Raw genomic sequence first — 17,659 nt, 5'->3', positions numbered from 1 at the left:
GCACAGCGGAGTTCATCAGCGCACCGGAATTCACCTCACGTCGTGTGGGCTGTGCCCGGGGTTCTCTTCTTCGTCTTCTTCGCCGTTGCGCCCATGGTGTTGGCCGTCTATCTCTCCTTCACCACGTGGAACGGGCTCGGGGATCCGAAACCAGTAGGCCTCGCCAACTGGGACAAGTTGCTGCACGACGATCGGCTGACCCAATCCCTCACGATTACCGTGCTGTTGACGGTGACCAGCTGGGCCTTCCAGACGGTGGTCTCCCTCCTTCTCGGTGTTTGGGCGGCGGGCCGTCAACGCAACCGGGCCATCCTCTCCGCGATCTTCTTCGTGCCGTTCCTGCTCTCCTCGACCGCCATCGCGCTGCTCTTCTACGCGCTCCTCGACCCCAACTTCGGTGTTATCCGCCAGGACACGCTGGGCTCCACGAGCGGTGCGTTTCTCGCGATCGTGTTTGTCGGGGGGTGGCAGTTCATCCCCTTCCACACGCTGATCTATCAGGGCGGGGCCCGGCAGATTCCCGAAGTGCTCTATCAGGCGGCGGCAATTGACGGCGCCGGGCGCTACCGGCAGTTCTTCTCGATCACGTTGCCTCAACTCAGGAACACGGCGACGACCTCCAGCGTGCTGATGATCGTCGGCTCGCTCACCTACTTCGAGACCGTCCTGATCCTCACCCAGGGCGGCCCCGGCACGGACACGGCGATCCTGCCGTACCTGATGTACGAAGCCGGCTTCAAGAGCTACGACTTCGGCTACGCGAGCGCGATCGCGACCTTCCTGGTCGTCATCGCCACCGCGCTCTCCCTGGTCCTGGTCAGGCTCACCGGTTTCGGCGCCATGCGCAGTACCCGCGAAGGGATGTGACGGAGTGTCACACGACACGTTGCCGCGTCCGGTGAAGACGGCAGGCGAACCGGTGGAACCTCCGCGCACCCGCAGGCGCCGGCACTGGACCAGGCGCCCCAACCCCGTGGCCGGCCTGGGCTCACTCCTCTGGCTCGCGGTCGTCATCATCCCGATCTACGCGATGATCTCGGCGTCCCTCACCCGCCAGGACAAGGCGCTGGGCAACAACGTCCTGAAACCGCCCACCGATCCGACCTTCGCCAACTACAACACCGTCCTGCACAACGGCTTCGGCCACTTCCTCGCGAACACGGCACTGGTCGCGGCGGCGGTCGTGGGCATCGTGCTGGTGCTGTGCGTGCCGCTCGCCTACGTGGCCGTCCGCACGAGGACGGTCTGGTCGACCGGTGCCTTCCGCCTGTTCCTGATGGGAGTGGCGATCCCGGCGCAGGCGGTCGTGGTCCCCCTCTACCTGATGATCGCCAAACTCGACCTGTACGACAGCCTGTTGGCGGTGATCCTCCCTACGGCGGCCTTCGCCATGCCGGTCTCCGTGCTGATCCTGACCGGCACGCTGCGGGACATCTCGGAGGACCTGTACGAGGCGATGGCGCTCGACGGCGCGTCGGCGACGCGGATGCTGTTCCAGTTGGTCATCCCGATGACCAAGGGCGGTATCAGCACGGTCGTCATCTACGCGGCGCTGCAGGCCTGGAACGGCTTCCTCTTCCCGCTGATCTTCACCCAGTCCGACGGACCGAGGGTCCTCACGCTCGGACTCTTCAACTACGTCAGCCAGTTCGGCGTGAACATCCCGGCCCTGCTCGCCTCGGTCGTCCTCTCCGGCATCCCGATCTTCGCCGTCTACCTGGTGGCCCGGCGCGCCCTGGTCGGCGGCCTGATGGGCGTGGGCGGCAAGTGAGCTGCCCCAACTCACCCTTTTCGAACGGAGTTTCATGACCACCGCCCCCTGGCGCGACCCCGCCCTGCCCGCCGCCGCCCGCGTCGACGACCTGCTCGCCCGGATGACCCTGGAGGAGAAGACCGCCCAGCTCTACGGCGTGTGGGTGGGCGCCGCGACGGACGGCGACGGGGTCGCCCCGCTCCAGCGGGAGATGACCTCGGAGTACGACTGGGACGAGCTGATCACCCGGGGTCTTGGCCAGCTCACCCGTTCCTTCGGTACGGCGCCGGTGGACCCGGAGTTGGGCGCGCAGGCGCTGGCCCGCGCGCAGCGCCGGATCGCGGCGGCGGGGCGTTTCGGCATCCCGGCGGTCGCCCATGAGGAGTGCCTGGCGGGGTTCACCGCGTGGGGTGCGACGGCGTATCCGGTGCCGCTGGCGTGGGGCGCCAGCTTCGACCCGGGGCTGGTCGAGGAGATGGCCCGGCGCATCGGCGCGGACCTGCGCGCGGCCGGGATCCACCAGGGTCTCGCCCCGGTCCTGGACGTCGTACGGGATCCGCGCTGGGGCCGGGTGGAGGAGACGATCGGGGAGGACCCGTACCTGGTGGGGACCATCGGTACGGCGTATGTGCGGGGGCTGGAGTCGGCCGGGGTCGTCGCGACGCTGAAGCACTTCGCCGGGTACGCGTCGTCCGTGGGGGCGCGGAATCTGGCGCCGGTGCGGGCGGGGGTGCGGGAGTTCGCGGACGTCACTCTTCCCCCCTTCGAGATGGCGTTGCGGGAGGGCGGGGCGCGCTCGGTGATGGCGGCGTACAACGAGACGGACGGCGTCCCGGCGTCGGCGGACCCCGCACTGCTGACCCAACTCCTGCGCGAGGACTGGGGGTTCACGGGAACGGTGGTCGCCGACTACTTCGGCATCGGCTTCCTGGAGACGCTGCACCGGGTGGCGGGCAGCCCGGCACAGGCGGCGCGGGCGGCGCTGGAGGCGGGCGTCGACGTAGAACTGCCGACGCTGAAGTGCTACGGGAAACCGTTGGTGGAGGCGGTGCGGGCGGGGGAGATCCCGGAGGCGCTGGTGGACCGGGCGGCGCGGCGAGTGCTGGTGCAGAAGGCCGAGTTGGGGCTCCTGGACGAGGACTGGTCCCCGGAGCCGACCGGGCGGATCGACCTGGACTCGACGGCGAACCGTGCCCTGGCCCGCCAACTGGCGGAAGAGTCAGTGGTGTTGCTGGACAACCCGGACGGTCTGCTGCCGCTGACGCCGGACGCGCGCATCGCCGTGGTCGGCCCGCGGGCGGCGGACGCTCTCGCCATGCTCGGCTGCTACTCCTTCCCGTCCCATGTGGGTACGCACCACCCCGAGGTGCCGATGGGCATCGAGATCCCGACGCTGTTGGAGTCGCTCCGGGCCGAACTCCCGGACGCCAAGGTGACGTTCGCGGAGGGGTGCGACGTCTCCTGCCCGGACACCTCGGGTTTCGAGGAGGCGGTGGCGCGGGCGGCGGAGGCGGACGTGTGCGTGGCGGTACTCGGCGACCGCGCGGGCCTGTTCGGAAGCGGCACGTCGGGCGAGGGCTGCGATGTGGCGGACCTCCAACTACCCGGCGTACAGGCAGATTTGCTGGACGCCCTGGTCTCGACGGGCGTCCCGGTGGTCCTGGTCCTCCTGACCGGCCGCCCCTACGCGCTGGGCCGCTGGCACGGCCAACTGGGCGCGGTGGTCCAGGCGTTCTTCCCTGGGGAGGAAGGCGGCCCGGCAGTGGCGGGAGTGCTGTCGGGCCGCGTCAACCCGTCCGGCCGCCTCCCGGTGAGCGTCCCGCACGCACCGGGCGGCCAGCCGTGGACGTACCTCCAGCCTCCGCTGGGCCTGGCCGACGAGGTCAGCAGCCTGGACCCGACCCCGCTGTACCCCTTCGGCCACGGCCGCTCGTACACGACGTTCGAGTGGGAGCCCGCCGAATCAGGGGAGTTGGAGAGGGAGTTGGAGATCGACACGGCCGGCTTCTACGACCTGCCCGTCACCGTCCGCAACACCGGCGACCGCCCCGGCACGGAGATCGTCCAGCTCTACCTCCACGACCCGGTCGCCTCGGTGACCCGCCCGGACGTCCGCCTGATCGGTTACCGGCGACTGGAGTTGGCCCCCGGCGAGGCGACACGGGTGACCTTCCCCTTCCACGCCGACCTGTCGGCGTTCACGGACCGCTCGGGCCGCCGGGTGGTCGAACCGGGCGTACTGGAACTGAGGTTGGGGGTTTCCAGCGCGGAGGTGCGGCATACGACACGGGTGACGCTGACGGGTCCCGTGCGGGTGGTGGGGGCGGAGCGGCGGCTGCGGTGCGAGACGGAGGTGCGCGGGGAGGGGTGAAAACCGCCGTTACCCGCCCACCGACTCGAACCGCCACCGATGCACCGCCCGGGTCACCAACTCCCCGCCCGGCTCGGGCAGTTCGGGCAGGTCCGCGTCGTACTCCGCGTCCCACCAGGTGATGACGAGCACCCGGTCCTGGGGTGCGCGCAGGAACTCCCGGCGCAGCGGCTCGGCGGGAAGTCGCTGTGCTCGCGCCCAGGCGAGGAGTTCGGCCCCTCGCCCGTCCGTCGCCCGGGCCTCCCACATCAACGCGACCGTCGTCACGAGTACAGGTTCTCCTTGCTGACCTCGTGCACGTGGTCGTGATCGTGGGAGTGGCCGGGGACGTGCGGGTCCGTCACCGGGAGGGAGGAGTCCGCGGACAGGTCCCAGTCCGAGGGGACCCGGTTCCGCGCGACCATTTCCGCGCCCAGTGCGGCGACCATCGCGCCGTTGTCCGTGCACAGCTTGGGGCGCGGGACGCGGAGGCGGATGCCTGCGGCCTCGCAGCGTTCCGCGGCCAGGGCGCGCAGGCGGGAGTTGGCGGCGACGCCGCCGCCGATCATCAGGTGGTCGACGCCCTCGTCCTTGCAGGCGCGTACGGCCTTGCGGGTCAGGACGTCGACGACGGCCTCCTGGAAGGACGCCGACACGTCGCGCACCGGCACGTCCTCGCCCGCCGCCCGCTTCGCCTCGATCCAGCGGGCCACGGACGTCTTCAGCCCGGAGAAGGAGAAGTCGTACGCCGGGTCGCGGGGCCCGGTCAGGCCGCGCGGGAACGTGATCGCCTTGGGGTCGCCCTCCTTCGCGTACCGGTCGATGACCGGCCCGCCCGGGAAACCGAGGTTCAGGACGCGGGCGATCTTGTCGAAGGCCTCGCCCGCCGCGTCGTCGATCGTCGCGCCCAGCGGCCGTACGTCCGAGGTGATGTCCGAGGAGAGGAGGAGGGAGGAGTGGCCGCCGGACACCAGGAGCGCCATCGTCGGTTCCGGGAGCGGGCCGTGTTCGAGCTGGTCCACGCAGATGTGGGAGGCGAGGTGGTTGACGCCGTAGAGGGGCTTGCCGAGCGCGTAGGCGTACGCCTTGGCCGCCGAGACGCCGACCAGCAGGGCGCCGGCGAGGCCGGGCCCGGCCGTGACCGCGATGCCGTCCAGGTCCCGCGCGCTCACCCCCGCGTCCTTCAGCGCGCGCTGGATCGTCGGGACCATCGCCTCCAGGTGGGCGCGGGACGCCACCTCCGGTACGACCCCGCCGAAGCGGGCGTGCTCGTCGACGCTGGACGCGATCGCGTCCGCCAGCAGGGTGGTGCCGCGGACGATGCCGACGCCGGTCTCGTCGCAGGAGGTCTCGATGCCCAGGACGAGGGGCTCGTCGCGTGAGTCAGTCATGGATCTCGGTTCCTTGTACGGAAGGTGACCCCGCAGCGGAGCTGCTGTCGGGATCTGTGGTCAGGCGCATCACCAGGGCGTCGACGTTGCCCGGCTGGTAGTAGCCGCGCCGGAATCCGATCGGGGCGAAGCCGAAGCGCTCGTACAGTTTCTGCGCGCGGACGTTGTCGACGCGGCATTCGAGCATGACCTCGGCGCACTCGAACTCGCTTGCCGCGCTGAGGAGTTCGGTGAGGAGGGTGGAGCCGAGACCGGTGCCCCAGTGGTCGCGGGCGACGGCGATGGTCTGGATGTCGGCTTGGTCGCCGGCGGTGGCGAGACCGGCGTAGCCGATGACCCGCACACCGCTCCCGGTCTCCGCACCGTCCGCCTCGGCCACCAGGTACCGCCGGGTCGCCTCCGCCCCCCGCGCATGCGCCAGTTCGGACCAGAACATGCCCCGGGACCAGGCGTCCTCGGGGAAGAGGTCCTTCTCCAGTTCCAGCACGGGGTCGATGTCCCACCAGCGCATCTCGCGCAGCCGAGGGCTCAGGGATTCGGTCACTTGGGGGTGACCACCTTGTAGTTCTTGGGCACCTGGGCGTCGGGACGGCGCAGGTACAGCGGCCGGGGCGCGGGCAGTTCGACACCCGCCGCGAGTCTCTCGACGGCCAGCGAGGCGAGCGCGGCGGCGGACACGTGCTCCGGCTCGTGGGCGGACGGGAAGGTGTCCGGGTAGAGCAGCGCGCCGGCGCCGACGGCGGGCACTCCGGCCACCTGCTCGGCGATGTCGGCGGGCCGGTCCACGGCCGGGTCGGTGAGGCGGGTGCGGGAGTCGGCGTAGCGCGCCCAGTAGACCTCCTTGCGCCGCGCGTCCGTGGCGACGACGAAGGGGCCGTCGAGGTCGGCGGCGTAGGCGAGGCCGTCCAGGGTGCACACACCGTGCACGGGCACGCCGAGCGCGAGTCCGAAGGTGTCGGCGGTCATCAGGCCGACGCGCAGCCCGGTGTAGGGGCCGGGGCCGATGCCCACGACGATTCCCGTGACGGCGTCGAGCGTGAGCCCCGCGTCGGCGAGCACGTGGTCGACGGCCGGGAGCAGCAGCTCACCGTGGCGGCGCGCGTCCACCTGACTCGACGAGGCGATGACGGCCTCGCCGTCGTGCAGGGCGACGGTGACGGCGGGGGTGGCGGTATCCAGAGCGAGCAAGAGCACGCAAACAGCCTACGGCTCCGGCGCCGCGAGCACGGCCGCCCCGGTCGGCCCGGCCCCGGCTGCTACGGTCACCTAGGGTCACCGGACTTACGGGACGTACGGGGCCGTACGGGGCTGTACGAGGCACCGTCACAGGACGTAGACGTATGAGACGCGGAGGTGGGCGCTGATGGCCGGCAGCAGCTCGGGAATCGTGGCCGGGCTCACCGTGGCGGCCGTCGCCACGGTCGGTTTCCTCGCCTATCAGGCATCGGCGACCGTCCCGCCCGGGCTGGCGGACAAGGCCCGCGCGAGCGCCTCACCCGCGGCGGTCGCCACCTCGAAGGCCCCGCGCGACAAGAAGAACCCCGCCGCGCTGCCCGCCGGCTCCGGCAAGGGCGAGCGGGTCGTGTACTCGGTGGACGACGACCGGGTGTGGCTGGTCGCCGAGAACAACAAGGTCAACCGCACGTTCAAGGTCACCCCCGGCACGGTGGACCCGCCCACGGGCACCTATCCGGTCACCTCCCGCTCGAACGCCATCACCGGCACCGACGGCACCCCCATCCAGCACGTCGTCCGTTTCACCAACGCGGACAACGTCGCCATCGGCTTCAGCGCGGCGGTCAGCGGCGCGACGGACGCCCCCGACCCCATGAACAAGTCGGGCGGCATCCGCGAGTCGCCCGAGGACGGCGCGGCAATGTGGGAGTTCGCGACGATCGGGCAGAGCATCGTCGTAATCCGCTGAGCAATTCAACTGGGGGCAGCGCAACCCAACAGGGGGCGCGGGGAACTGCGCGACCAGCCACGACGCGCCCGCAGACGGACGACTACGCCGCTTTACGCTGACGCTGCTCGCCCGGCACCTCCACCGGCTCCGGCGCGCGAGGAGGCGTCGAAACGGCCAGCGCCGCGTCCCCCGCCGCCAACAGCTCCCGCATGGACACCCCGGCGAACGCATACCGCCGCGCCTGCTCACACTGGTTCTCTGAAGCCGACATGGACGCCTCCTGGGAGCCGGGGGCAGACGTAGTTAGGTAGACCTAACTACGAACTGGATACCATGTGACCACGCGCGAGACCCGGAACGCAACATCTTGCCGACACCTTGTCGGAACCCACACCCCTCGCACCCCCCGGTCAGCCGCCGAGCACGCCCAGTTCCACCGCGGCCCACCGCTGCCCGAGCCCGGTGACAGTCACATGCCGCACCTCGTCGGTCGTATCCCCGACCGCCCGGTGGATCACGAGCGACAGCCGGTCGTCGGTCAACTCCTCGACCTTGCCCTCGCCCCACTCCACGACGATCACGGACTCGGGCAGCGAGACATCGAGGTCGAGGTCCTCCATGTCGTCGAGCCCGCCGCCCAGGCGATACGCGTCGACATGCACAAGCGGCGGCCCCTCACCGAGCGAGGGATGCACCCGGGCGATCACGAAGGTCGGCGAGGTGACCGCGCCGCGGACCCCGAGCCCCTCCCCCAGTCCCCGGGTGAGTGTCGTCTTGCCGGCGCCCAGCTCGCCCGTGAGCATCACGAGGTCGCCCGCGCGCAGCAGTTCGGCGAGGCGGCGCCCCAACTCCCGCATGCGCTCGGGGGAGTTGACGGTGAGGGAGACGGACAGGGGCTCAGCCGCGTTGTGCGGTGCTGCTGGTGCTTCCATAGCCACTTACGGTAGCCCCTGCCGGCACGGCACCCGCGCGGGTGAGCAGGTCGGCGAGGCGGTCCGTCACCACTTCGGGGTGCTCCAGCATGACCAGGTGCCCGGCGTCCGGCACGAGCACCAGCTCGGCGTCCGGCAGCAGGTCGGCGATGGCCTCGCTGTGCTCACTGGGCGTGACGAGATCGCCGATCCCGGCGAGCACGAGCACGGGCATGTCCTTGAAGTGGGTGAGGGCGGCCGTCTTGTCGTGGTCGGTGAAGGCCGGATAGAACTCGGCCACGACGTCGATGGGCGTCCCCTCGATCATCCGCTCGGCGAACCGCGCGACCGCCGGATCGACGTCCCGCGAAGCGAACGAGTACCGCTTGATGATCCCGGCGAACAGATCGGCGGTGGCCCGCCGTCCCCGCTCCACCAGCGCGGCCTGCTGCCCGAGCGCCTTCAGCACACCGGGCAGCACCCGCCGTACCGCGTTGACCCCGGCGACGGGCAGCCCGAAGTTGACCTCGCCGAGCCGCCCGGAGGACGTACCGACGAAGGCCGTGGCGACGACCCGGTCGCGGATCAGGTCGGGGTACTGGTCGGCGAGGGCCATCACCGTCATGCCGCCCATGGAGTGCCCAACGAGCACGATCGGCCCCTCGGGCACGGCCGCGTCGATCACGGCCTTCAGGTCGCGCCCCAACTGGTCGATGGTGAGCGGCATGTCGTCTTCCAGCTGCGCCACCCCGCGCGCGGAACGCCCATGGCTGCGCTGGTCCCAGTGCACGGTCCGTACGACCCCGCGCAGGGCGGCCCGCTGGAAGTGCCAGGAGTCCTGGTTCAGGCAGTACCCGTGACTGAAGACGACGGTGACGGGAGCCGGTGCCTTCCGCCCGAAGAGCCGTCGCCGCTTGGGCGTGACGGCGACCTCCGGCTCGATGTCGTCGACCTCGTAGTACAGCTCGGTACCGTCGTCGGCCCGGGCCGTACCGGGGGTGCCGCGCAGCGAGCCGTACGGCCCGGTGGAGTCGAGCGCCAGCCGGGCCCGCTCGCGCATCCCGCGCCCGACGGTCATCCGCTCTATGGCGACACCGGCCGCGGCCCCGGCGGCGATCACACCTATCGCGGCACCGGCGATACCGGTGACCTTCCGCCAGTTCCCGCCCGCCCCCGCGGCGGCGGAGGCGACCGCGGCAACCGCCTCCGCACTGCTCTCGCTCACGTGCCGCTCCTCTTCACGTCAAGACCCTGCGCTACGTCGTCTCCCTCATACCCGGGGATGACCTCGGGGATGACCTCGGGGACGACCTTGGGACCGCCCCCGGAACCGCCCTCACCGGCGACCTCATTGACGTAGACGCGGGGAACGCGTGTTCCGATGCGGGTCACGATCTCGTACGCGATGGTTCCGGCGGCCTGCGCCCAGTCCTCGGCGGTTGGCTCACCGCGATCACCGGCCCCGAACAGAACCGCCTCCGCCCCGGCCTCCAGCTCGTCCCCACCCAGGTCCACGACGAACTGGTCCATGGCGACCCGTCCCGCGACGGTCCGCCACTTCCCGCCGACGAGCACCGGCCCGGTACCGGAGGCGTGCCGCGGGATGCCGTCCGCGTACCCGACGGGGATGAGTCCGAGGGTGGTCACGCCCGGGGTGACGTAGTGATGCCCGTAACTGACCCCGTGCCCGCCCGGCACCTGCTTCACCAGCGCGACGGACGCCTTCAGGGACATCACCGGCCGCAGCCCGAAGTCGGCCGAGGACCCCACCTCAGGGCTGGGGGAGATGCCGTAGACGGCGATGCCCGTCCGGACGAGATCGAAGTGCGAGTCGGAACGGGTGAGCGTGGCAGGCGAGTTGGCGATGTGCCGCACTTCAGCCCGCACCCCACGCTCTTCCGCGTACGCCACCATCTCGCGGAAGAGGGCGAGTTGGGCATCGATGGAGGGATGCCCGGGTTCGTCGGCGCAGGCGAGGTGGGACCAGAGCCCGGTAATACGGAGAAGCCCGTCGGCCTCCGCGCGGAGAGCACCCCCGACGAGCTCGGCCCAGTCATCACCAGGCTGGCACCCATTACGACCCAGCCCGGTATCGGCCTTGAGCTGCACGCGCGCGGGAAGCCCGACAGCGCGAGCGGCCGCGACGACCTCCTCCAAGGCCCACATCCCGCTCAAGGACACATCGAGGTCGGCCTCGATGGCCTCCCGCCAGGGCCCGCCCGGGGTCCACAGCCAGCACATGATCCGCACGCCGTCGGGCAGCCCGGCGCGCGCCCGCAGGTCAAGCGCTTCCTCGGGCGTGGCAGTACCGAGCCAGGTGGCCCCGCCCTCCACGGCGGCACGCGCACAGGGCACCGCCCCATGGCCGTAGGCGTCGGACTTCACCACGGCCATGAGGGCCGCGCCCGGCGCGAGGGCGCGCAGGGTCCGCACATTGGCCCGCAGGGCGCCCAGATCGATCTCGGCGCGGGCGCGCAACGGTGCGGTGGGCTGTGTCGCTGTCTCATTCATGGCACCCCCAGTGTCTCAGAGGGGACTGACACCCCCTCTGAGCCCTCCTTGTTCGCTAGTTCCCGGGCCGGTGCCCCCACACGTACACACGGTCGCCCTTCTTGAGGACACCCCAGAGCTTGCGGGCGTCGGCCAGCCGCAGATTGACGCAGCCCCAGGAGCCGACGGTGGTGTAGATGCTGCCGTAGACGGCGTGGAAGGCGATGCCGCCGTCGAAGAACTGGGCATACGGCATAGGGCTGTTGTAGAGCGTCGACCAGTGGTTCTTGTGCTTCCAGTAGATCTTGTGCCAACCGCCCCGCGTCACGTGACCGGTCCGCCCACTGCGCATGGGCACGGGCCCGAAGACGACCTTCTTCCCCTTCTGCACCCAGGTGAGCTGCCGGTCGAGATCGACACAGGCGACGCGGTACGAGCGGACAGGGCATTTCCGGGCGGCGTTCGGATTCTTCTTGGCACCGATCAGCTGCATACGAGCCCAGGTGACAGGCCCGGCGAACCCGATAGCGGGCTTGATGCCCTGCTTCTTCTGAAAGGCACGGATGGCCGTGCAGTCGCGGCCCGACTGCTTCCCGTCCACCTTGAGCTTCAGCCAGCGTTCGACGCCCCGCTGATACGGCCCGGTCTGCTTGCTGCAGCTCACCTTGGCGACGGCGTCCGCGATGGGCACGTACTCGACGAGCGCGTAGGTCCCCACGGCAGCGTCGCGCGGCTCGACCCGGTCTTCCTCGGCGGTGGGCGTGTACACCTCCGGCGGAAGCGCCTGATCCGGCGTATCGATCTGCCACGGCTGATACGGCCCCGGCGGCACCCCCGGCACCAACTCGGTCTCCCCCGGCCCCGCCGCCGGCGGCACCGGCCCGTCCGCCCAGGCACTACCGGCCCCGACGGGGAGAGCGATCACCGCGGTGAGCAGCACCGCGATACTTCTGTGCGCGATTCGTGTACTGATCATGCGATCAGAGAAACGCGACGGTACACCGGGAGGCGGGTGCCGCGCGGAGGGGTCACCCTTATTGCCGAGCATTCACTACCAGCCCGTCCGGCGTTTGAGGACGAGGCCGTTCAGGCCGAAGCGGGGGTCTGGGGGCGGCAGCCCCCAGTGATGGGACGGGTAGGGGCGGCGGGGGCGAGAAAAATCAGCCCCGCACATCCCGCCAGGCAACCCGAACCGCCTCAGCCACATCATGCGCCCCCACAGGCGCCCCGTCCGCGGCCAACCTCCCCGCCAGCCCATGCAGATACGCCCCCACACTCCCCGCGTCGAACGCCGACAACCCCGCCGCCAACAACGACCCGCAGAGCCCCGACAACACGTCCCCGCTCCCCGCCGTAGCCAGCCACCCCGTGCCCGTCGCATTGACCCGCACAGCCCCACCCCCCGAGTCGGCGACAAGCGTGGTCGACCCCTTCAACAACACGGTCGCCCCATACCGCCCGGCCAACTCCCGCACGGATTCCAACCGAGCCCCCTCAACGTCCCCCCGAGGAACCCCGAGCAACGCAGCCGCCTCCCCCGCATGAGGAGTCATCAACGTCGGCGCCCGCCGCCCCCGCACGGCATCCGCGTCGACCAGCCGCAACCCGTCCGCATCAATGAGCACAGGCACATCAGCGGTCACCACGTCAGCCACGGTCGAGGCGTCATCACCACCCCCGGGCCCCACGACCCAGGCCTGCACCCGCCCGGCCTTGAGCGGCCCGCCCTCCGACACCAGCACCTCAGGAAACCGGGCGATCACCGCGTCAGAGGCCGGCCCGACATACCGCACCGCCCCCGCCCCACCCCGCAAGGCCCCGGCGACAGCGAGCACAGCGGCCCCCGGATACCGCCCGGACCCGGCGGCGATCCCGACGACTCCACGCCGGTACTTGTCGCTCTCTGCCCCCGGCACGGGCAACAGCCGCGCCACGTCCGCGTGTTGGAGTGCCTCCAGCGCAGCCTCACCAGGCAGTTCACCCCCCAGCCCGATATCGACAAGCCGCACGGCCCCGGCGTACTCCCGCGCGGGATCGATCAACAACCCGGGCTTGTGCGCCCCAAAGGCGACGGTGACATCGGCGCGCACGGCAGCCCCCCGCACCTCCCCGCTGTCCGCGTCGACCCCGCTGGGCAGATCAACGGCGACGACAACCCCCCGCGCCTCCGAGGCAAGCCCGGCCAGCCGCGCGGCTTCGGGCCGCAACCCGCCCTTGCCGCCGATCCCGACGATCCCGTCGAGAACAAGGTCGGCACGGAGAAGCAGTCCCTCGGCTTCACCGGGCGCGACGCTACGACCGCCGGCCCGCAGCAGCGCCGCAAGCCCGCCGGCATGGGTGCGCTCGGGCGCAAGCAGCACAGCCACAACCCCGGCCCCCCGCCGCGCAAGCCGAGCCCCCGCATACAGGGCATCACCCCCGTTGTCCCCACTCCCCACCAGCAGCACGACCCGACTGCCGTAGACCCGCCCCACCAACTGGGCACAGACAACGGCCAGTCCGGCAGCGGCCCGCTGCATGAGCGCACCCTCCGGAACCCGCGCCATCAGCCGTCGCTCGGCGGCCCTTACCGTCTCCACGCTGTACGCAGTACGCATACGTTCGAGTCTGCCCCGTAAGCAACCGAGACCGCACCCGCGCACCCGACGGAACAGGCAGCCGCCAACGGCGATCTACCCCCGCAGGGGCCACCCCGCCCCCGACAACGAAAGCTGTACGGGCAGCACGGGCGGGAAACAAAAGAGGCCGAAGGCGAAGCCGAGGCCGTACGCCCCCCACCCCGTCACCCCTCCGCGATCACCACAGCCGAGGCCACCCCCGCGTCATGGCTCAACGAAACATGCCAAGACCGCACCCCCAACTCGGCCGCCCGAGCCGCGACGGTCCCGGTGACCCGCAACCGAGGCCGCCCACTCTCCTCGACGTACACCTCCGCATCCGTCCAGTGCAGCCCGGCCGGCGCCCCCAACGCCTTCGCCACCGCCTCCTTCGCCGCAAACCGCGCAGCGAGAGAGGCCGCCCCCCGCCGCTCCCCACTCGGCAACAACAACTCACTGTCCAGGAACAGCCGCCGAGCCATCCCCGGCGTACGCGCCAGCGACGCCGCGAACCGGTCGATCTCGGCCACATCGATACCAACCCCGATGATGCTCATGCCGAGCACCCTACGACCGCGCCCACCCCCGTCCCGCCTGTCACAGACGGCTGCTAACCTGCGGCAACTCGCATGACACCACTCACGTTCGCGCGCCCTGGGGGGCCAGTAGACGCGCCGTGGGTTCAGGATTCGCCAGGGGGGCGGAGCATGACCACCACCAGCACGACGACCGACGACGACGAAAGACCCGTAGCCCTGTCGGAACCGGTCACGGACCCGTTCACCACGCTGCCCGACCTCACCCCGCTACGGGACGCGGCCCAGGCAGGCGACTGGCAGGCAACGCAGGCCTTCTTCACCACCCTTGACCCGACCGAGAACCCGGTCGAGAACCCGGTGGAGAACTCCGTAGAAAAGATGTCCTTCGCGTCAGGCCAACTCGCAGGCCTGGACGGCGTGGAGACCTACCTGGAGCGGGCGGCGGCCGAGCACCCCGCCGACCCCCTCCCCCGTACCCTCCTCGCCGAGCGCTACATCCGCATCGGTTGGGCCATCCGCAGCCGCGCCCGCGCGGAGCACGTCTCGCGCGACCAGTTCGGCCAGTTCCACGACTGGCTGCGGCGGGCCGAGCTGCTGCTGATCGACGTGTGCGCCGAGCAGCCCGGCAACGCCGCCGCCTGGACCGCCCGGCTGCTCACCGCCCGCGGCCTGGAACTCGGACAGACCGAGGCCCGCCGCCGCTACGACCGTCTCTCCGCCCACCACCCCCACCACTTCCGCGCGCAGTCCCAGCTGCTCCAGCAGGTGTGCCCCAAGTGGAGCGGTTCCTGGGAGGACGCGCACTCCTTCGCGCGGGAGTGCGTGGCCGCGGCCCCTGCCGGTTCGCACGCCGGGGCGCTGGTCGCCGAGGCGCACATCGAGCACTGGGCGGAACTGGACGGCGTGGAGCAGCGCACGTACATGCGGAGCGTCTCCGTCCGCGACGAACTGCGGGCCGCCGCGCGGAAGTCCGTGCTGCACCCGGACTACGCCCCCGGGTGGAGCTGGATCGCGGCGGACAGCGCGTTCGCCCTGGCCTTCTCGATCGGCGGCCATGTCAAGGACGCGGCCGCGCACTTCGTCTCCCTCGAAGACCGGGTGAGCGAGTACCAGTGGCAGTACCTGCCCGGCTGGAAGGCCGCGTTCGTGAAGTACCGCAAGTCCGCGCTCGCGACGCTCTAGGGGGAGCCGACGATGAAGACCACCGAGTTCGCGCCGGAGGCCCTCGCCGGCCTGATCGGCTGCACGACCACCCAGGGCGTTCCCACGCTCTACGCCCCGCGCCAGGGCGGCGAGGTCACGGCCGGCCTCTTCTTCCGGGTGGGCCGCGCCGACGAGACCCTGGCGACGGCCGGGCTCACCCATCTCGTCGAGCATCTGGCCCTGCACCGGCTGCAGTTGACCGACCTGCACTACAACGGCGCGACGGCGAACGCGTACACCCTCTTCCACGCGACCGGCGACGAGGAAGAGGTCGTAGCGCATCTCAACAGTGTCTGCGCGGCCCTGCGCGAACTGCCGCTGGCGCGGCTGGACACCGAGCGGGAGATCCTGCGCACGGAGGCCGCGGGCCGCCAGAACGGCGCCAACTCCCAGCTCCCGCTCTGGCGTTACGGCGCTCAGGGCTACGGACTGTCCAGCTACAACGAGTTGGGGACCTGGGGCGTGACACCCGACCAGGTCGGCGAGTGGGCGCGGACCCGTTTCACCCGGGAGAACGCGGTCCTGTGGATCACGAGCGAGTCCGTCCCGGACGGCCTGGACCTCACCCTGCCGACAGGCACCCGTCACCCGGCGCCCACGGCGACGAGCGCCCTCCCGACGACCCCCGCGTACATCTGCGGCGAGGACGGCCAGGTGGTCCTGACGGCGGTCGTACGACGGTCCACGGCGGCCACCGTGTTCGCGGACGTCCTGGGCCGGGCGCTCTTCCAGGACCTGCGCCAGGAGGGCGGATACTCCTACTCGGCGGAGGCCGACTACACCCCGCGCGACGCCGACTTCGCCACGCTCACCGCGTACGCCGACGCGCTGCCGACGAAGCAGGACGCGGTGGTCGGCGGCTTCGTCGACACCCTCGCGCGCCTCCGCAACGGCACCATCGCACAGTCCGAACTGGACTCCGTCCGCGGCAAGAAGCTCAAGATGTACGACGTCCCGGACTTCGCCGCATCCTCCCTCCCCGGGTACGCCCTGAACCTCCTCCTCGGCCACCGCGTCCTCTCCCCCGCCGAGCACCGGGCCGAGTTGGAGGCGGTCACGGTCGCGGACCTGCGCGAGGTGGCCCGCGAGGCGTGGGCGTCCGCTCTGCTCCAGGTCCCGGGCCACCGGGGCGTCGACTGGGCGGGCCTGACCCTGGCCCCGCAGTACTCCGGGACCACGGTCGCGGGAAGCCGCCACCAGTCCCTGGAGAACGAGAACGTCACGCTGGTCATCGGCGAGGAGGGCGTGAGCGTCACGACCCCGCGCGGCGCGGTGACCGTCCCCTACGACACCTGCGTGGCGATGACCACCCGCCCCGACGGAGCCCGCGGCCTCACGGGCCCCGACGGCTTCGCGGTCACCGTGGAACCGACGTTGTACCTCGACGTGACCCCGGACCGGATCGCGACGATCGACGCGGCGGTACCGGAGGCGGCGGTGGTACGGCTGCCGGCCCGCGCTCCGGAGCGCATCCCGCAGCCGCGGGAGGCAACGCCGGATACCGAGCGGTCCAAGGACTCCGGCCAGGCGACCTGGGGCTGGACCATCGCCATCTGGCTGCTCGGCATGCTGGCGGCCGTGTGGGGCGTGCTCGGCGCAGTCACGATCGCCGACGAGTTGACCGAGTCCAACCCGGACTGGGGTGTCGTCCTCGTCGTCCTCCTCTTCGAGATCCCGCTGCTCGCGGTCGTCCGCACGCTGTACATGACACGCCGCATGCGACGACCGTGATGACCGTGGTCACCGGGCTCAGGCGGCGTCGAGGGCTCCGGTGATCTTGCGGACCATCTCCAGCATGACCGGGCCGGGCTCGCCCTTCTTGGGCCGTACGGCCGCTTCGAGGGCGACGAGGACGGTGCCGCGGAAGTTGTCGGCCTCGGCCGGGTCCTGCTTCTTGAGCAGGCTCATGGCGGTGGTGAGGGCCGGCAGCACCTGATCGGCGATCTCGGCCACGGACTTGCCGTTCAGGTTCGGGATCTTCGTGTTCTCGGCGAGCACGTACCCGACCGGCCCGGTCGCCGAGGCCAGGGCGAGGCTGCCCTGGGTGGCGATCCGGTGCGGCGAGCCGGTGGTGGCACCGGCGGCGGCCATGAGCGTGATGGCACCGTACGCGGCGGTACGGAGGGTGAGCTTGTCCTGGTCGGTGAGGTTGATGCCCATGGTGATGTGCTCCTGGGTTCGTCAGTTCTGCATCGGCTTCCTTCTGCAACAGAGCCTGCGCGCACCGGGTTTCACGACGCCCTCAGCACGCTTTCAGCGAAGCGCGACCAGCCTGAAATACCGGTCTCCGGCCTTGGCAGCCGACTGTTCGTACCAGGACCACTACAGACGGAGGACTACGCCCGAGCCATCTTCTCCAACAGGGTCCCCGAACTCCCGCACGACGAGCTCTGGACACTGTTGGCCAATCGCGTCAGCACGCCGCAGCCCCCATGCACACCTGAAAAAGTGTGACACTTTCCCCGGAAGTGTCACACTTTTTCGGAGAGGTAGCCCGGCCGCACCGGATTCGCCAACAG

The 17,659-nt window shown here is 70.8% G+C and carries 19 protein-coding genes; 7 read left to right on the top strand and 12 right to left on the bottom strand.

What is annotated here, in order from left to right; genetic code table 11:
* Positions 1-42 precede the first annotated feature (42 nt).
* From OG407_RS31045 to OG407_RS31035, 3 genes are read left to right on the top strand one after another with little or no spacing between them, the layout of a single operon-like run.
* On the top strand, positions 43-867 hold the full coding sequence (locus OG407_RS31045; RefSeq protein WP_405862900.1) for a carbohydrate ABC transporter permease: 825 nt from the start codon (positions 43-45) through the stop codon (positions 865-867).
* A 4-nt stretch (positions 868-871) separates the two neighbouring features.
* Positions 872-1,771: a carbohydrate ABC transporter permease gene (locus tag OG407_RS31040; protein WP_405862899.1), complete on the top strand. Its 900-nt coding sequence runs from the start codon at positions 872-874 to the stop codon at positions 1,769-1,771.
* 34 nt (positions 1,772-1,805) lie between these two features.
* A complete protein-coding gene (locus OG407_RS31035) occupies positions 1,806-4,124 on the top strand; it encodes a glycoside hydrolase family 3 N-terminal domain-containing protein (protein ID WP_405862898.1) in 2,319 nt (772 codons plus the stop codon).
* Positions 4,125-4,133: 9 nt separating this feature from the next.
* Here OG407_RS31035 and OG407_RS31030 read toward each other — a convergent pair whose 3' ends face one another.
* From OG407_RS31030 to tsaB, 4 genes are read right to left on the bottom strand one after another with little or no spacing between them, the layout of a single operon-like run.
* Positions 4,134-4,373, bottom strand: a complete 240-nt coding sequence (locus tag OG407_RS31030; protein ID WP_405868693.1) for a hypothetical protein — start codon at positions 4,371-4,373, stop codon at positions 4,134-4,136.
* A gap of 14 nt (positions 4,374-4,387) precedes the next feature.
* Entirely contained in the window at positions 4,388-5,494 is a 1,107-nt protein-coding gene (gene tsaD, locus OG407_RS31025) for a tRNA (adenosine(37)-N6)-threonylcarbamoyltransferase complex transferase subunit TsaD (RefSeq protein ID WP_405862897.1), read from the bottom strand.
* The gene (gene rimI / locus OG407_RS31020) at positions 5,487-6,005 is read right to left on the bottom strand and encodes a ribosomal protein S18-alanine N-acetyltransferase (protein WP_405868691.1); all 519 of its coding nucleotides are present in this window, start codon (positions 6,003-6,005) and stop codon (positions 5,487-5,489) included. The genes tsaD and rimI overlap by 8 nt, the downstream gene beginning before the upstream one ends.
* Before the next feature lie 29 nt (positions 6,006-6,034).
* Positions 6,035-6,688 carry a tRNA (adenosine(37)-N6)-threonylcarbamoyltransferase complex dimerization subunit type 1 TsaB gene (tsaB, locus tag OG407_RS31015; protein WP_405862896.1) on the bottom strand — a complete coding sequence of 218 codons (654 nt, stop codon included), beginning with the start codon at positions 6,686-6,688 and terminating at the stop codon, positions 6,035-6,037.
* 169 nt (positions 6,689-6,857) lie between these two features.
* Between tsaB and OG407_RS31010 the strand changes: the two genes are divergently transcribed.
* Positions 6,858-7,418 carry a L,D-transpeptidase gene (locus OG407_RS31010; protein ID WP_405862895.1) on the top strand — a complete coding sequence of 187 codons (561 nt, stop codon included), beginning with the start codon at positions 6,858-6,860 and terminating at the stop codon, positions 7,416-7,418.
* Between the two features lie 82 nt (positions 7,419-7,500).
* On the opposite strand, the gene OG407_RS31005 is transcribed toward OG407_RS31010, so the two are convergent.
* The 7 genes from OG407_RS31005 to OG407_RS30975 all read right to left on the bottom strand — a co-directional run bounded on the left by OG407_RS31005 (position 7,501) and on the right by OG407_RS30975 (position 13,955).
* Positions 7,501-7,671: a hypothetical protein gene (locus OG407_RS31005; RefSeq protein ID WP_405862894.1), complete on the bottom strand. Its 171-nt coding sequence runs from the start codon at positions 7,669-7,671 to the stop codon at positions 7,501-7,503.
* Positions 7,672-7,810: 139 nt separating this feature from the next.
* On the bottom strand, positions 7,811-8,332 hold the full coding sequence (tsaE, locus tag OG407_RS31000; RefSeq protein WP_405862893.1) for a tRNA (adenosine(37)-N6)-threonylcarbamoyltransferase complex ATPase subunit type 1 TsaE: 522 nt from the start codon (positions 8,330-8,332) through the stop codon (positions 7,811-7,813).
* On the bottom strand, positions 8,298-9,536 hold the full coding sequence (locus tag OG407_RS30995) for an alpha/beta fold hydrolase (RefSeq protein ID WP_405862892.1): 1,239 nt from the start codon (positions 9,534-9,536) through the stop codon (positions 8,298-8,300). Before OG407_RS30995 ends, tsaE begins: the two co-directional genes overlap by 35 nt.
* The gene (gene alr / locus OG407_RS30990) at positions 9,533-10,822 is read right to left on the bottom strand and encodes an alanine racemase (protein ID WP_405862891.1); all 1,290 of its coding nucleotides are present in this window, start codon (positions 10,820-10,822) and stop codon (positions 9,533-9,535) included. Before alr ends, OG407_RS30995 begins: the two co-directional genes overlap by 4 nt.
* A 55-nt stretch (positions 10,823-10,877) precedes the next feature.
* On the bottom strand, positions 10,878-11,777 hold the full coding sequence (locus OG407_RS30985; protein ID WP_405862890.1) for a L,D-transpeptidase family protein: 900 nt from the start codon (positions 11,775-11,777) through the stop codon (positions 10,878-10,880).
* Positions 11,778-11,961: 184 nt separating this feature from the next.
* Positions 11,962-13,398 carry an NAD(P)H-hydrate dehydratase gene (locus OG407_RS30980; RefSeq protein WP_405862889.1) on the bottom strand — a complete coding sequence of 479 codons (1,437 nt, stop codon included), beginning with the start codon at positions 13,396-13,398 and terminating at the stop codon, positions 11,962-11,964.
* Positions 13,399-13,583: 185 nt separating this feature from the next.
* Entirely contained in the window at positions 13,584-13,955 is a 372-nt protein-coding gene (locus tag OG407_RS30975; RefSeq protein ID WP_405862888.1) for a holo-ACP synthase, read from the bottom strand.
* Between the two features lie 150 nt (positions 13,956-14,105).
* On the opposite strand from OG407_RS30975, the gene OG407_RS30970 reads away from it, so the two are divergent.
* Together OG407_RS30970 and OG407_RS30965 are read left to right on the top strand one after the other, a co-directional pair.
* Positions 14,106-15,119, top strand: a complete 1,014-nt coding sequence (locus OG407_RS30970) for a hypothetical protein (protein ID WP_405862887.1) — start codon at positions 14,106-14,108, stop codon at positions 15,117-15,119.
* A gap of 12 nt (positions 15,120-15,131) precedes the next feature.
* The gene (locus tag OG407_RS30965) at positions 15,132-16,871 is read left to right on the top strand and encodes a M16 family metallopeptidase (RefSeq protein ID WP_405862886.1); all 1,740 of its coding nucleotides are present in this window, start codon (positions 15,132-15,134) and stop codon (positions 16,869-16,871) included.
* Positions 16,872-16,889: 18 nt separating this feature from the next.
* On the opposite strand, the gene OG407_RS30960 is transcribed toward OG407_RS30965, so the two are convergent.
* Entirely contained in the window at positions 16,890-17,300 is a 411-nt protein-coding gene (locus tag OG407_RS30960) for a hypothetical protein (RefSeq protein WP_405862885.1), read from the bottom strand.
* On the opposite strand from OG407_RS30960, the gene OG407_RS30955 reads away from it, so the two are divergent.
* Entirely contained in the window at positions 17,196-17,594 is a 399-nt protein-coding gene (locus OG407_RS30955) for a Scr1 family TA system antitoxin-like transcriptional regulator (protein ID WP_405862884.1), read from the top strand. The genes OG407_RS30960 and OG407_RS30955 overlap by 105 nt on opposite strands.
* The last annotated feature ends 65 nt before the right edge of the window (positions 17,595-17,659 follow it).

The organism is Streptomyces sp. NBC_01515 (assembly GCF_045040345.1).
In the GTDB taxonomy this organism is placed as follows: Bacteria; Actinomycetota; Actinomycetes; order Streptomycetales; family Streptomycetaceae; genus Streptomyces.
This window is presented reverse-complemented; position numbering and strand designations above follow the sequence as displayed.

Coding starts and splice junctions, on each gene's coding strand:
- rimI (WP_405868691.1), bottom strand. CDS start 6,005: ATGCGCTGGTGGGACATCGACCCCGTGCTGGAACTGGAGAAGGACCTC.
- OG407_RS31005 (WP_405862894.1), bottom strand. CDS start 7,671: ATGTCGGCTTCAGAGAACCAGTGTGAGCAGGCGCGGCGGTATGCGTTC.
- OG407_RS31035 (WP_405862898.1), top strand. CDS start 1,806: ATGACCACCGCCCCCTGGCGCGACCCCGCCCTGCCCGCCGCCGCCCGC.
- OG407_RS30970 (WP_405862887.1), top strand. CDS start 14,106: ATGACCACCACCAGCACGACGACCGACGACGACGAAAGACCCGTAGCC.
- OG407_RS31030 (WP_405868693.1), bottom strand. CDS start 4,373: ATGTGGGAGGCCCGGGCGACGGACGGGCGAGGGGCCGAACTCCTCGCC.
- tsaD (WP_405862897.1), bottom strand. CDS start 5,494: ATGACTGACTCACGCGACGAGCCCCTCGTCCTGGGCATCGAGACCTCC.
- OG407_RS30985 (WP_405862890.1), bottom strand. CDS start 11,777: ATGATCAGTACACGAATCGCGCACAGAAGTATCGCGGTGCTGCTCACC.
- tsaE (WP_405862893.1), bottom strand. CDS start 8,332: ATGGAAGCACCAGCAGCACCGCACAACGCGGCTGAGCCCCTGTCCGTC.
- OG407_RS30980 (WP_405862889.1), bottom strand. CDS start 13,398: ATGCGTACTGCGTACAGCGTGGAGACGGTAAGGGCCGCCGAGCGACGG.
- OG407_RS30965 (WP_405862886.1), top strand. CDS start 15,132: ATGAAGACCACCGAGTTCGCGCCGGAGGCCCTCGCCGGCCTGATCGGC.
- OG407_RS30960 (WP_405862885.1), bottom strand. CDS start 17,300: ATGGGCATCAACCTCACCGACCAGGACAAGCTCACCCTCCGTACCGCC.
- OG407_RS31010 (WP_405862895.1), top strand. CDS start 6,858: ATGGCCGGCAGCAGCTCGGGAATCGTGGCCGGGCTCACCGTGGCGGCC.
- OG407_RS30975 (WP_405862888.1), bottom strand. CDS start 13,955: ATGAGCATCATCGGGGTTGGTATCGATGTGGCCGAGATCGACCGGTTC.
- alr (WP_405862891.1), bottom strand. CDS start 10,822: ATGAATGAGACAGCGACACAGCCCACCGCACCGTTGCGCGCCCGCGCC.